Origin of the sequence: Nocardia rhamnosiphila NBRC 108938, assembly GCF_000720425.1 — a bacterium.
GTDB lineage: Bacteria > Actinomycetota > Actinomycetes > Mycobacteriales > Mycobacteriaceae > Nocardia > Nocardia rhamnosiphila.
Genome location: NZ_JOAJ01000003.1, coordinates 644206 through 657591, shown reverse-complemented (window position 1 = coordinate 657591; position 13386 = coordinate 644206). Strand labels below are relative to the sequence as shown.

At 67.7% G+C, this 13386-nt stretch carries 11 protein-coding genes; 1 reads left to right on the top strand and 10 read right to left on the bottom strand.

The features are described 5' to 3' along the window. Positions 1 to 494: 494 nt before the first annotated feature. Complete coding sequence (locus IG75_RS0114905) at positions 495 to 710, top strand: hypothetical protein (RefSeq protein ID WP_030521866.1); 216 nt, start codon at positions 495 to 497, stop codon at positions 708 to 710. 165 nt (positions 711 to 875) lie between these two features. Here IG75_RS0114905 and IG75_RS0114900 read toward each other — a convergent pair whose 3' ends face one another. The 10 genes from IG75_RS0114900 to atzF all read right to left on the bottom strand — a co-directional run bounded on the left by IG75_RS0114900 (position 876) and on the right by atzF (position 13386). Further along, positions 876 to 1556 carry a response regulator transcription factor gene (locus tag IG75_RS0114900; RefSeq protein WP_081876877.1) on the bottom strand — a complete coding sequence of 227 codons (681 nt, stop codon included), beginning with the start codon at positions 1554 to 1556 and terminating at the stop codon, positions 876 to 878. Beyond that, positions 1553 to 2761, bottom strand: a complete 1209-nt coding sequence (locus IG75_RS0114895) for a sensor histidine kinase (protein ID WP_030521864.1) — start codon at positions 2759 to 2761, stop codon at positions 1553 to 1555. Before IG75_RS0114895 ends, IG75_RS0114900 begins: the two co-directional genes overlap by 4 nt. After that, positions 2758 to 3648, bottom strand: a complete 891-nt coding sequence (locus IG75_RS0114890) for a CPBP family intramembrane glutamic endopeptidase (protein ID WP_030521863.1) — start codon at positions 3646 to 3648, stop codon at positions 2758 to 2760. The genes IG75_RS0114895 and IG75_RS0114890 overlap by 4 nt, the downstream gene beginning before the upstream one ends. A gap of 205 nt (positions 3649 to 3853) precedes the next feature. Continuing rightward, entirely contained in the window at positions 3854 to 5506 is a 1653-nt protein-coding gene (locus tag IG75_RS0114885; RefSeq protein ID WP_030521862.1) for a TlrC/CarA/OleB/SrmB family ABC-F type ribosomal protection protein, read from the bottom strand. 569 nt (positions 5507 to 6075) lie between these two features. Next, positions 6076 to 6864, bottom strand: coding sequence for an ABC transporter permease (locus IG75_RS0114880; RefSeq protein WP_247904481.1), 789 nt, complete (start codon positions 6862 to 6864; stop codon positions 6076 to 6078). Next, positions 6861 to 7598, bottom strand: coding sequence for an ABC transporter ATP-binding protein (locus tag IG75_RS0114875; RefSeq protein ID WP_030521860.1), 738 nt, complete (start codon positions 7596 to 7598; stop codon positions 6861 to 6863). The genes IG75_RS0114880 and IG75_RS0114875 overlap by 4 nt, the downstream gene beginning before the upstream one ends. A 135-nt stretch (positions 7599 to 7733) precedes the next feature. Beyond that, positions 7734 to 8216: an MTB12 C-terminal domain-containing protein gene (locus IG75_RS0114870; protein ID WP_030521859.1), complete on the bottom strand. Its 483-nt coding sequence runs from the start codon at positions 8214 to 8216 to the stop codon at positions 7734 to 7736. Positions 8217 to 8396: 180 nt separating this feature from the next. Beyond that, positions 8397 to 9629 carry a cytochrome P450 family protein gene (locus tag IG75_RS0114865; protein WP_030521858.1) on the bottom strand — a complete coding sequence of 411 codons (1233 nt, stop codon included), beginning with the start codon at positions 9627 to 9629 and terminating at the stop codon, positions 8397 to 8399. Beyond that, positions 9626 to 10942, bottom strand: coding sequence for a cytochrome P450 (locus IG75_RS0114860; protein ID WP_245713161.1), 1317 nt, complete (start codon positions 10940 to 10942; stop codon positions 9626 to 9628). The genes IG75_RS0114865 and IG75_RS0114860 overlap by 4 nt, the downstream gene beginning before the upstream one ends. A gap of 707 nt (positions 10943 to 11649) precedes the next feature. Further along, on the bottom strand, positions 11650 to 13386 hold the full coding sequence (atzF, locus tag IG75_RS0114855; protein WP_373863738.1) for an allophanate hydrolase: 1737 nt from the start codon (positions 13384 to 13386) through the stop codon (positions 11650 to 11652).

Sequence of the window (13386 nt, the reverse complement as noted above, 5' to 3'; positions counted from 1 at the left end):
CAAGTTCATACGACGTTCGAATGAACATTCGATTTGGTTCAAGTATCAGCCCTTCGGATCCGCACTCAGCCATCGTTTCGGTGTCGAAGGTGTTGTCGCAGACTCCTCCGTGATCTCGTTCCCGACGTTTCTGCTTCGTCTACGGGATCTCCGATGTGGCCTCTGTTCCGCCTACCTCGATCTACACCTGCCGAAGGCAACGTTTCAGCAAACAGTACTTGGGTTGGATGTAGAGCGTGTCGTGCGCGCTATGAGCGCTGCAGGCCGACCTGTCACGCACGATGAATTCGACGCCGGAATGCGCACGCAACCCGGTTTCCTGGGTATTGGAGCGGCGGTCGGACGGGACATCGAGTTGACATGCTCACAACAGGTAGGTGGCTGTTGTTCCCGGAACTGTCGACCTGCGGGTGGTATCCGAACGGGCCGGCTAACCGATCTCTGTGTGAGGATGTACCGAGACGAGGGCGCCAGTGGAAGAAAGGGTTCGGCCCATGGAACAGGCCACCGTGTACCGCTGGAACATCCGCAACGGGACCGGGGTGCTGTCCAGGCCCGATAGTTCATTGGCGTGGTTTCACATGTCCAGCTTCGCGCAATCGGATGTGCTGACTTTGCAGCAGGGCGACGTGGTCGACGCCGAGATCGAGAACGTGCCCCAAGGGGAGTGCACCAGTCGCGCCGTAGTGGTGCGGCGCCACGCGCAGTAACTGTTGGGTCCCTCGTCGTGGCGATTGCTGCGGCCTCGCCCGAGTAAACCCTGATATTAGGCTGCGGGAGGCAGCAAACCTGTAGGTCCGACCGCAGTACAGGGCGATGGTCCGTGGGCACCGGCGCGCCCCGGGAGGCGAGCGGCATCGAGTGCCCAGCGCTGGTCAAGGGGTCGGTGGTTGGCCGAGCGAACGTAGGTAGATGAGCGTCGCCTGAACTCGTCGATCACCGTCGAGCAGGGGAAGTTTCGCGAATATGGCGCCGATGTGTTTGCGCACTGCGGCTTCCGAAACTGTCAGGACCTCCGCTATGCCGGAATTCGTCTTGCCTTCCGCTACCAGTGCGAGGACCTCCCGTTCGCGTGCGGTGAGGTCGGCCAGGGGAGTGTGGTGTCGGCTCGACTTGACGAGGGCTCGGACGACCTCGGGGTCGACGATCGTTTCGCCTGCGGCGACCCGGGAGATGGTGTCGAGGAACTGCCGGACGTGCCCGACACGCTCTTTCAGTAGGTATCCCACACCGGCGGTCGAATCATCGCCGAGTAAGTCGTCCAAGTAGGCGACGGAAACGTACTGTGACAGAACCACTATCGGTAGCCGTGGATCGCGGCGGCGTAGTTCGGCGGCGGCGCGAAGGCCGTCGTCGGTGCCGTTCGGCGGCATCCGGACATCGGTGATCACCAGGTCGGGCGTATAGGCCGCGTAGGCGTGGAGGAGGCCCGGTGCGTCGCCGACTGCCGCGCTCACCTCGTGCCCGGCCGAGGCGAGCACGCTCTCCAGCCCGGCGCGCAGTAGCGGGCTGTCCTCGGCCAGCACGATCCGTAGTCGAGCGGGTGGGACTGTCACACTGTGCACTCCATCCTGATGGTTGTCGGTCCGCCGGGTGGGCTGGACACCGTCAGTTGTCCGTCCAGGGCCGCGAGGCGGCGTTGTAGGCGGTCGAGGCCGTGGCCGCCCACAATGTGGGCCCCGCCCGGCCCGTTGTCGGTAATGCTCACCACCCACTGTGTACCGGTGTGGGTGCCGTGGAGGTCGACTCGGGTGGCGTCGGTGTGCCTGGCGACGTTGGTGAGGGATTCGGCGGCGAAGACGTAGGACATATGCTCGACCGCCGGTGGTAGCCGGTAACCCGGGCCGGACGCGTCATCGAGGTCGATGTGGATATCGAGTGGTAGATCCGCTGCGAGATCGATCAGAGCCGGTCCCAATCCGCGTTCGGTCAGGACCCGGGGCGAGAAGCCGCGCAGGACGGCCCGCAGTTCGCTCAGGGTTTCGTCGACCTGTCGGTGGGCTTCGGCGGCGACGCGGCCGGTGGGTCCGGTCGCGTCCTGGGATTCGGCCAAGCCCAGGGTCATCGACAGGGCGACGAGCCGATGCTGGACACGGTCGTGCAGTTCGGATTCGAGGAGTTCACGCTCGAACCCTTCTGCCTCCAGCAGCGCGGAGCGGGAGTTCTCGATCCGCACGGCTTCGCGCCGCCAACGGTCGGCGTCGGGGGCCAGCAGCGTCCGGGCCACCATCGCTTCGAGCGCCGACCAGGCGCTGAGCAGTACCAACAGCAGGATCGCGGCGACGAACCCCACGCCTGTGCAGATCCATGCCTCCGCCGGCTCATCGACCACCCAGGGGCCGAGGTCGAAGTAATCACTTCGGACGAGGCGCGGCGCGGCGAGCAGGAGCGCGGCGAGGATGAAACCGAACACTGCCAGGCAGCACACCGCACCGCCGAACACAGTGGTGGCGACGAGGTAGATGGCGTGCCGGACAGTGGGTAACCGGCGCTCGGCCGCGGCGGCCCGCACCCGGGCCGCGGCGTGATCAGCGGTGTCGGGGTCGACGAGTCGGAGCCGAGCGCACTGGAGTCGCAGCATCGGCTCCCACAAAGCGGCCCGCAGATCGCGGGTCAGCCCGAGCAGTACTACCGGCACGACGCCGACCGCCGCGGCCGCCGCGAGGATGCCACCGCAGAGTACGGAGAGCAGCGCGCACCACGGCCAACGGGAAATGAGGAAACGTGGGCCGGTCCGGAGTGCGGACCCCACCGCGGTCACTGTTCGACTCCTGCCGTCGTCGCCGGTTGCGCGCGCCGTGAGTCGCCGCGCTTCGTCGCTACGACGATCCACGCGACCACGGGCGAATATGCTGCGCACATCAGCAGAGTAGTGGCGGCGCCGGAGGGGTCGGCAGTGCCGGCGAACAGTTCCAGTCCCAGCGCCAGCACGAGGTTGCTTCCGCCGTGCAGCAGGGCCGGCGGCCACACCGAACCACTGCGCGTCCACAACCAGCCGATCACGAACTCGAGTTCGATCGACAGCGGCAGCCACAGCAGCATGGCGACGAACGCGTCGGCGGCGGAACCGCCCGCACCCAGATACCCCACCCAGGGCAGCGGCCAATGCCACACACCCCAGATCGCGCCCGTCGCGAATGTGGTGAGCACAGGGCGGCCGGGAACGAGACGGTCGCGCAGATAGGTGGTCCAGCCGAATTCCTCACCGAAGAAGATCGGCGCGGCCACGACGGGGATGATCGGCGCCAGCGCCAGGAACAGCACATGACCGGAATCGAAGTCTCCGGCCTCGGGACGCCATATGCCCAGCACCAGCGCGAGCCCGAGCGCGAGGGCGAGAACACCGATCGGGAGCAGCGCGGCGATCAGATACGAGCGCCACTGCCGGGTGAGCCGCAGGCGCAAACCGGCATCGGCGAAACCCTCGCGAGTGATCCACCGCCGGGTGCAGACCGCGGCGAGAGCGGGAACGAAAGCTCCGGTCAGCAGCTGGACGACGGGATTGTCGAGGGAGTACCCGACCGCCCCGGCGATCCCCCACGGAATCCACGCTCCGGCGAAGGCGAGTATGAGGAACCAGAGGATGCCCTTGCGCCGTGTCGGGGTGCCGGACCCGAGCGGCTCCCGATCGGTCAACGCTGTTGTCATGCCCTCATTACAGAGCGGCTGCCGCGGGAAGTCGGTGGTGAACGGGACCGTTTCATGGTCGCGTACGCGCTACCCCGGATCTCGACGGGTCAGCCGATCCTGAGCGGTAGGGCCGCCACGTCCGTGGTGGCGACGAATTGTTCTATCCGGCCTGCGGCGGTTGGACGCGGCGGCTCGGCAGACTGTTACCGAGCCGCCGCACAGGTCATGCGGTCCGCGCCGCCGCCGTGCTCGGATACGAGCACACCCCGTCGTGGATCTCGAGCCGGGTGCCCCGGAAGCGCTCGCGAATCCGTCGATCGTGGGTCACCATCACCACCGCGCCCCGATAAGCGGTCAATGCCTGCTCGAGTTGCTCCACCAGTACCGGGGAGAGATGGTTGGTCGGTTCGTCGAGCAGCAACAGGTCCACCGGATCGCTGACCAGGCGGGCCAGCTCGATGCGCCGGCGCTGTCCGTAGGAGAGATCACCGACACGAAGACCCAGGTCGTCCGGCCGGAACAAGCCCATTCGCAGCAGTTCGTCGGCATACTCCTGCGGATGCCACGGGCGGTCGTAGGCGAAGGCCTGCAGCACGGTTATCTCGGCAGGCCACCGAACCTCCTCCTGTCGTAGGTAGCCCACGCGGCCATGGACTCGTATCGAACCACTGTCGGGCTCCAGCTCCCCGGCCAGCAACCGCAGCAGCGTGGTCTTGCCGGCGCCGTTCGGGCCGGTGACCAGCAGACGTTCACCGGCTGCCAGGCTGATCTCGCCCGCCTCGAGCCGACCGGACACCCGCACGCCGGCCGTTTCGGCGACCGGCCCGCCCGCAACCGGCGGGTGGGCATTCAGCTCCGGTGAGAAGGCCAACAGTTCGGGCGGTGCGGCCACCGGGTTACCGGTGAGCCGCTCGAGGCGTTCCTTGGCGCTGCGGATCCGCGCGCGGGCCCCGTGATCGCGGCCGCGCGCCCGGAAGGGCCCGGCCGCGAAAACCGCCAGCGGAAGCTTGCGCGGAATGGCATCCAGCCGCGCCACATTCGATGCCGCCAGCCGCCGGTTGCGCGCCAGTTCCTGCGTCCATCGCTGGTGTTCCTCGGCCATCCGCTGCCGCTGCGCCGCCTTGGCGCGCAGGTACCCGCCGTATCCGTCGCCGAACCGGGCGACGCGGCCGTCCGCGACCTCGAGCACAACGTTCGTGATCCGTTCGAGGAACACTCGATCGTGCGTCACCGCGACGATGGTGCCGCGGTGGCCGCGTAGATACCGCTCGAGCCAGTCCACCGCCGCATCGTCGAGATCGTTGGTGGGTTCGTCGAGCAGCAGCAGTTCCGGCGCGGCCGCGAGTGTGGCCGCCAGTGCGAGTCTGGACCGCTGCCCGCCCGACAATGTGCCCAGCGTGCGGTCCCGCGCGAGGCCCGGCAGCCCGAGACCGGCCAGCGCGGTATCGACACGCTGATCGGCTTGGTAGCCGCCGCGCGCCTCGAACCGCGCCAGCAATTCCGCGTAGCGGCCCAGCGCCGGTTCCATCGGCCCGTCGGCGCCCAGTTCTATTTCCGCACTGCGTAATCGGGTTTCCAGTTCGCGGATATCGGTCAGCGCCAGATCGATTGCCTCGGCGACTGTCGCGGCACCCGGCAGCTCGAGTGACTGTGGAAGGTAACCGATCCCGCCGGGCGCCGAAACGCGGACTTCGCCATTGTCCGGTAGTTCCTGCCCGGCGAGCAGCCGCAATAAGGTCGACTTACCGGACCCGTTGTCGCCGACGACACCGACCGTTTCGCCGGGCCGGATCGAGAGTGAGACGCGGTCCAGGACGGTGCGGTCGCCGTAGCGTTTGCTGGTGTCGGAAAGGGTGATTTGAGCAGCGGTAAGCATGAATTCCTCCTGTTCTCGGCGCACGGCCGGGATCACAAGAACCCACACGCCCGAACAGCCGGACGAGACCGGAGGGCGCTGTGGGTGAAGAACGCGGAGGCGCACTCGCTGATGAGTGGCGCTCGACGCGTCGGGGGTGTGATTACAGGAAGAACAACAAAGTACCCATGAGGCGACAGACTCTATCGGTGAGCGATCCGACTGTCAACCCCGCTGCGGAGCACAATCCCAACCGTTTTGGCCGGCGTCGAGGCGGCAGCGAAAGGTCGCGGCTTCATCGAACCGGGCACAGCCTCGGCCTCGAACCAATCGGACACCGTGACGAGCGACTCGGCGCCGACCCCACGGCCCGACGCGCTGCCCGCGAACGCATCGGTCGATGAACACACGGAAGCGCAACTACTTCGATCCGTGGGCGCCGGCCACAACTCGACGCTACTCGGGGTTTCGGTATGCGGGGCGGTGCCCGAGGTGGCGACCGACGGCCGTCGGCGAACAGGAAAATACCCCGGCCGAGTCGATGGCAGGGGATTACCACGAGAATCGACCGTCGACGTATCGGCGGTCGGTCAGTAGCCCTTGGTGTCCGTGACGGACAGCCGGACCGTACCGATTGCGAAGATCGCCACGCAGACCACCGCGAAGTAGATCAGCGACCCGTTCTGCCCGCCGAACATGCTCTCGATGGTCGCCAGCTGCCCTACCCCCAGCTCCCCGTTCTTGAACGGCGACAGCTGTTGCAGGGTCACACCGAAATCCCCCGGGACGAAGGTCACGAACACCTCCACCCCGAACTTCCACAGCAGCACGATCATGACCACCAGCCCCGGCTTGGGGACCAACGCCGCCACTCCCAACCCGAGCGCGGAGATCAGCAGTGTGTAGACCGGGACTCCGATCAGCAGCTGGACTCCGTCACCGGAGAACACTTCGACCCGGCCCCAGATCTCCGGGAACAACTGCGGGAATGCCCACAGGACCAGGAACGTGACGACGGCGGCGGTGACCGCGGCGATCACGCCGAAGACGATGAGTTTGGCGACCGGAAGAATCCAGCGGCGGGTTTGGATGCCGAAAACCGTTTCGATCGTGTTGTCCTTGAATTCCGCGCACAGCGAGGACCCCCCGCCCGCCATGAGGATGAAGGACGAGAACACGAGAATCCAGTAGGCGGCATTGTTGGTGTCCATACCGCCGGCGCCGTTGAGGGCATTGGATTCGGTGGCCTTGGCGATACCGAAATTGAGGCCCAGCGGGATCACGACGGCGAGAGGGACTATGGCGTACCAGATCGGGCTGCGCCAGGAGAGTTTCGCGAGTTCGCTGCGGACGGCCCGCACGAGAGAGGTGGCGATCACCGGGCACCTCCGGTGGCGGCGTATTCGACGCTGTCCTGGGTGATTTCGATGTAGGCCGATTCCAGGGGGCGTGGGCCGGACCCTGCCGTCACCAGTTCGTCCTTACTCGTATCGGACAGGACTCTGCCCTTGCCCATGATGACCACGCGGGTGCCGGTGATCTCTACTTCGGTGAGGTTGTGGGAGGCCACGAGCAGGCATGTGCCTTCGGCGGCCAGGCCGAGGAGTAGTTCGCGCAGCCAGATGATGCCTTCGATGTCCAGGCCGTTGGCCGGTTCGTCGAGGACCAGGGTTTTCGGGTCGCCGAGCAGGGCGGACGCGATGCCCAGGCGTTGCAGCATGCCGTAGGAGAATTTGCCGACAGGGCGTTTCGTGACCCCGTCGAGACCGACTCGGTCCAGGGCCGGGGTGATATTCGAGGTGGGGAGGCCGCCGAGTTTTGCCTGCCAGCGGAGATGTTGTTCGGCCGTGTGGCCGGGATTCCGGGCGAATGCACCGAGGCCGAAACCGATTTCGGTGAGGGTGCTGCGGAATTCGCGTAAACCGCTGCCGTTCACCGAGATCGTGCCGGAACTGGTGCGGGCCAGGCCGGCGATCATGCGCATGACTGTGGTTTTGCCGGCACCGTTCGGCCCGAGCAAATAGGTTATCGAGCCCGGCTCGGCCTCGAAGGTGACGTCGTCTACGGCGAGTTTCTCACCGAAGCGTTTGGAAACGCCACGAACGCTGATCATAGGGATTCCTGGTGACTGGTGCCGGATACCGACGGGGGATGAAGACCCGGAGGTGGTTTCGGAAATACGTGCACACCCGGGCGGAGCGACACCGGGTCGAATGCTCCGGGGCCGCTCCGGCCGGTGTGTCCTGGCTCAGTAGCCGAAGGAGGGGTCACCCTGGCACTGCATTTCCTGGCAGGTGGCCTTCCAATCGAACTTCCACAGGCCGCCCTCGCGGATGTAGTGGTAGAGGGTGCTCTGCGCGGGGAAACCGGCCATGACGCCGTGCACGGTGACCGACATGGTATTACCGGAGACATTGACCGGGGCGATGGCGCGACCCTGGATGGAGAAGAAATCCATGGTCTTGCTGGATTCCATGACCCGTTCGAGGGCGGGCCGGGCCGAGGGGCCGTTGAAGCTCACCTCGATTTTGGGGTCCATGCCGATATTCGGGTTCCAGAACGCGGCGAACTGCTTCTCGATCTGCGCCAGGCTCGGGACCTCGTCACGGACGTAGAGATCCGAAGCCTGGGAGGCCCGGATGGAGAAATCGGCCGACGCGGGCTGCGCCAGGCCGAATCCCATGAGCGCGGTGAGAATACAGACAGCGGCGATTCTGATGAATTTGGACATGACGGCCCCTTCTAAGACCAACCTGCGAAGCGATGCGACGGGGGCGGTGTTCGCGGAGTCGCGTACCTCGTCCGCCGGCGCTGCCCGGGTGGGTGGACGCAGGGCGGAACCCACTCGGGTAATGCGAAACGCTAGCGACCAGTCTTAGGTTAGTCAATCCTAAGTGCGGGATCGGGGCTCTCAGACCACCACCGGGAGGGTGCGGTGTCCGTTGGTGACCAGGCTCGGGACGTTGCCGAGGGTGACGGGGTCGGCGGCCAGGCGCATCTCCGGGAAGCGCGCGAACAGGGCAGGCAGCGCAACCGCGGCCTCGAGGCGGGCCAGCGGGGCGCCGAGACAGTGGTGAACGCCGTGGCCGAAGGCCATGTGGTCCTTGGTCTGCCGGGTCGGGTCGAAGGTGTCGGGGTGGTCGGGATGGACCCGCGGGTCGCGGCCGGCGCCGGCCAGCCCGGCCAGGATGGCCTCGCCCTCGGTGATGCGGTAGCCGTCGGGCAGGTCGATGTCCGCCAGGGCGAAACGCATCGGCATATGGGCGATCGGGGGTTCCCAGCGCAGGGTCTCCTCGATGATCTCGGACCAGTCGAGCTGCCCGTCGAACGCGGCGGTGCGGTGCTCCGGATGGGTGAGCAGGGCATAGACGGCGTGATCGAGGAGATTGGCGGTGGTTTCGTGCCCGGCGACGATGATGAGCAGCAGGGTGTCGCCCAGTTCCTGCTCGCCGAGTTTCGAACCGTCCTCGTCGTGGGTTGTCATGAGGACGGTGGTGAGATCGTCACCGGGGTTGCGGCGCTTGTAGTCCAGCAGTTCGTGCAGGGTGGTGTAGAGGCCGGCGAAATTGGCCTGGGCCTGCTCGGGGGTGAGGGTGGTGTCGAGGGTGCCGCCGGCGTAGGTGCGCAGGGCAGCGGACAATTCGGCGGGCACACCCATCAGTTCGCCGATCACCCGGATCGGGAGAGCGCAGGCGAAACGGTCCCGCAGGTCGACGGGGCGATCGGCCGGGGTGGTGGCGATATCGTCGAGCAGCTCGGCGGTGATCGCCTCGATCCGGGGGCGCAGGGACTGGGTCCGGCGGTGGGTGAACGCCGGAGCCACCAGTTTCCGCAACCGCCGGTGGTCGTCACCGTAGGAGGTGAGCAGATTGGATACGGCGACCCACGGCCACATCACCCAATCCTGCGGGATCTCGCCGGTGTGCATGGCGGGCCAGTGCCGGTGGGCGTCCTTGGAGACCCGGGGATCGGTGAACAGCTTCTCCAGCAACTCGGTGTCGATCACCGACCAGGCGGGCACGCCGCCGGGAAGTTCGATCCGGGCCATCCGGCCGCGGGCCCGGATCCGGTGGATCTCGGTGTGGAAATCGGCGCCGGCGGGGTCGAGGACCAGCGGTTCGGTCTGCGACTGCTCCTGGGTCATCGGGGTGCTCCTGTCATCGTCGGGGTCAGGGGAGCGGAGGGGGGGAACCGCACGGGGAGTTCGCTCAGGGCGCGATGGAACAGGCCGGGGCGCCAGGTGAGGTCCTCGGCGGGGATGGCGAGCTCGATCTCCGGCAGGGCGTCGAGCAGCTGGTCCACCGCCTCACCGGCGATGATGCGCGCGATGTTCTCGGCCATGCAGGCATGACTGCCCTGACCCCAGGCGAGATGGGAACGGTTGCCGATCCGTTCGCCGCCACCGATCCGCGGATCGGTGTTACAGGCGGCGATGCCGATCACCACCGGCTGATCGGCGGGCAGCCAGGTGTTCCCGATGAGGATCGGCCGGCGCGGGTAGGAGGTGCAGAAGTTCGGCAGCGGCGGATCGGTGAACAGCACTTCGTCGATGGCATCGCGGGTCGACAGTGAACCGCCGAGCATATGACTGCCGAACCGTTCGTCGATGAGCATGAGCCGCAGGGTGGTGGTGATCAACGAGGTGGTCGGCTCGGTACCGGCGGCGTACACCAGGGCCGCCTGCTGCACCATCTCCATATCGTCGAGCCGGGATTCGTGCTGCATCATGGAGGAGGTCACGTCGTGGGCAGGGCAGGCGCGTTTCTGCCCGACGACCTCCATCAGAGCCCCGGCGAAACGCATATTGCCCTCGGCGGCGCTCTCCGCGGACGTGGCGTCCAGAATCGCCGCCATACCCTCGAACGCGGTGTGTCCGGCTTCCGGCGACAGGCCCATCAGTTCGGTCAGTGTGGCGAAGGTCAGCGGAAACGCGTACTCCGTGCGCAGATCCGCCGTACCGGTCTCGCAGAAATCGTTGATCAACGGGATCGCCAGCCGCTCGATGGTGGCGCGCAGCTGATGCAGATCCACCGCCTCCAGGCCGGCGACGATGGGGGAGCGCAGGCGGAGATGCTCCTCACCGGCCGAACGCAGGGCATTGGGCCGGTACTCCATCATCGGTAGCAGGGGGGAATCCGGTGGCACGGTTTCCTGCCAACGGCGGGGGTCGGCCGGAAAGTGGTCGGGGTCGTGCAGGATGCGCAGTGCGTGGCGATATCCGATGACGAGCGTCGCGGGAACGTCCGGGGCCAGATCCACCGGAACCAGCGCGCCGTACCGGCGCCGCATCTCTCGATAGGCGGCGGCGGGGTCGGCGGCGAACTCGGGGGCGTAGAGCGGCACGCGCTCGCCACCGGCTGCCGGCGGCGACCCCTGGGTGGCCGGACGCGTGGACGGAATCGACATGGTCACGTACTCCAAAAACGGATCGATGGTGCGGTCGAAGGCCCCGATCACGGAGGGTCCCCGCGCGCGGCAGCCCGACAACGACTGCGGGCGCCCAGGGCACGCACTTTCGTGTGCTGTTCCCGACTCGGAACGATCACGGGGCGGTCCGGGTGATTACCTACGGTGCCGGGGCGGAACCGTTTTCGTCACCGGGAAGTCGGGCCGGGGCACCGCGCGGTGGCGGGGCCGCCGGCCGTCGATAATCGAGGGCGGCCCGGTCGGGCGGGCGGGGTGCGCCGGATCGGCGCGACCTTGCGCGCTCGACGGATCGGTTGCTGCGGGGAGGAAGCCCGGCGGCAGGTGTATGGGGCCGGCGAGGTGCGAGGGGTGCATCCACCGCTGCCCGATACGCGGGAAGCGGGCTGCCGGCCGAAGGGGGCGCGCTCGCGGACGGCGGTGGCGCGCAGGCGGTCGCGCGGAAGAGACGGACCGGGCGGCGGCGGTGGCACGGCACGCTCCGGCACAACGAATCCCTCCCGCTTCGTCAGGTCACACTCGTCGTGAATTGTAGTCCAGCACTGTGGATTACGTGCGGCGAGCGGAGCGCCGCAGGTCATCGGACCCGGCAGCGTGGTGACGGCATTCGTTTCGGATCGCGGGTGGCCGAAGGCCACCCGGCCGTTCCTGCTTCGCAGGCTGCCCTGCAACCCTCATCGGGAACGGCCGGGTGGCGCCGTGCGGTTGGACGGGCCGCACGGGGTCTCGGGCGGGGAGTGTCAACGACCGGTGTTCAGATAGTTGCGCCACCCTCCGTATTCGGTGATATCGATTGCGTCGCGGGCGGATTCGTAGTCGCAGGCGAAGCCGGTGACCCAGCGGCCGGAATCCAGTTCCACCTTTCCCAGCGTCATCGGCGCCGGCAGATTGCTCAGGAAGGTACCGAGGGCCGCCGGGGAGAGCCGGTACAGTTCGCCGGGCAGCGCCCGGCCGGCGTCCGTGCCGACCCGGAGCATGCCGGGTTTGGGTGGTTCGGCGGGTAGCGCGACCATGCGGTACGCCGCCGAGGTGACGACCTCGCCGAGGAATCGCGCCTTCGCCTGCTCCAGCTGGTGATGCAGGGGCAGGCCGCGCAGATGGGCGCCGACGACCAGGAGGTCGGTGCCGGTCCCGGTGAGCAGCGGGGCGGGTGTATCCAGCAGCCGGGCGGCCAGTTCGATACCCACCTGGTCGGCGAACGCCGGGGTGATCAGCATGACGCCGAACGGGTCGCCCGTCGCGGTCTCCTCGCCCGGGACCGCGACCGCGGCCAGGTCGAGAAGGTTGCAGAAATTGGTGAAGGTGCCCATCCGGCTGTTGATCGCCACCGGTTCGGCGGTGACCGCGGCGAGGGTCGGATGCTCGGTGGTGGTGGGTAGTAGCAGGGCGGGGTATTCGGCGAACAGCCGGCGCGCGGCGGCGGCCGCGACGGCGAGACGCCCGAGGTCGGTGACGTATTCGTGGGCGGCGGGCCGCGCCGCGCCCGCGACGATCCGCGCGACCACCGGATCGGCGCCGTCCGGTTCGCCGGCGAGGAATTCGCCCATCGCGGCGTAGCGCTGGGCGACGATGGCACCGTCGTAGAGGAGTTTCGCGGCATCGAGCAGTTCGCCGATATCGACCGTGGCGACCTCGCCGCCACCGGCCCGCCAACGCGCGACGGTGGCGTCGAACGCGGCACGGTAGGCGGGGGAGAGGGCGGACAGGTTGTGGTCGGCGGGGACCGCGAGGGTGGTCCGGGCGGGCGCGCCCAAGGGGGTGTCGGCGGGCCAGACGCGTGATCGGGGGTCGGCGGGGTCGGGGCCGATCATGGCGGCGCTCACCTCGGTGGCGAGGGCCAGATCACGGGCGAAAACGGTGACCGCGTCGTAGTCGGGGCAGGCGGGAGCGACACCGGTGGTGGAGACCAGGCCCAGGGTCGGTTTGACACCCACGATCCCGTTGAGCGCGGCCGGTACCCGGCCCGACCCCGCGGTATCGGTGCCCAGCGCCGCGTCGACCATGCCGAGTGCGACCGCGACGGCCGAGCCGGAGCTGCTGCCGCCGGAGACACGGTCCGGGAACAGGGCGTTGCGGACCGCGCCGTACGGGCTGCGGGTGCCCACCAGGCCGGTCGCGAACTGGTCGAGATTGGTCTTGCCGAGCACGAGCGCACCCTGATCGATCAGCCGGGCCACAGCGGGGGCAGTGTGCTGCGGTGTCGTGCCGAAACCCGGGCAGGCGCAGGTGGTGGGGATACCGGCGACGTCGATATTGTCCTTGACCGCGAGCAGCACCCCGGCCAGTGGTAACCGCTCGCCCTGCGCGAGCCGGGTATCGAGCGCGGCGGCCTCGGCCGCGACCTCGTCCTCGGCGCGCAAGGTGATCCAGATTTCGGGGCGATCGTGCTCGCGGATGGTCCGGTAGGCGTGAGCGACTTTGCCGGTCACGCCGACCGGCGTACCGGTCGCGGGTTCCGCTAGCGGTAGTTGCTCCAT

What these genes read in the sequence shown, in the direction of transcription:
- IG75_RS0114905 (WP_030521866.1), top strand. Translation starts at nt 495, where the DNA reads ATGGAACAGGCCACCGTGTACCGCTGGAACATCCGCAACGGGACCGGG.
- IG75_RS0114890 (WP_030521863.1), bottom strand. Translation starts at nt 3,648, where the DNA reads ATGACAACAGCGTTGACCGATCGGGAGCCGCTCGGGTCCGGCACCCCG.
- IG75_RS0114885 (WP_030521862.1), bottom strand. Translation starts at nt 5,506, where the DNA reads ATGCTTACCGCTGCTCAAATCACCCTTTCCGACACCAGCAAACGCTAC.
- IG75_RS0114875 (WP_030521860.1), bottom strand. Translation starts at nt 7,598, where the DNA reads ATGATCAGCGTTCGTGGCGTTTCCAAACGCTTCGGTGAGAAACTCGCC.
- IG75_RS0114870 (WP_030521859.1), bottom strand. Translation starts at nt 8,216, where the DNA reads ATGTCCAAATTCATCAGAATCGCCGCTGTCTGTATTCTCACCGCGCTC.
- IG75_RS0114865 (WP_030521858.1), bottom strand. Translation starts at nt 9,629, where the DNA reads ATGACCCAGGAGCAGTCGCAGACCGAACCGCTGGTCCTCGACCCCGCC.
- atzF (WP_373863738.1), bottom strand. Translation starts at nt 13,386, where the DNA reads ATGGAGCAACTACCGCTAGCGGAACCCGCGACCGGTACGCCGGTCGGC.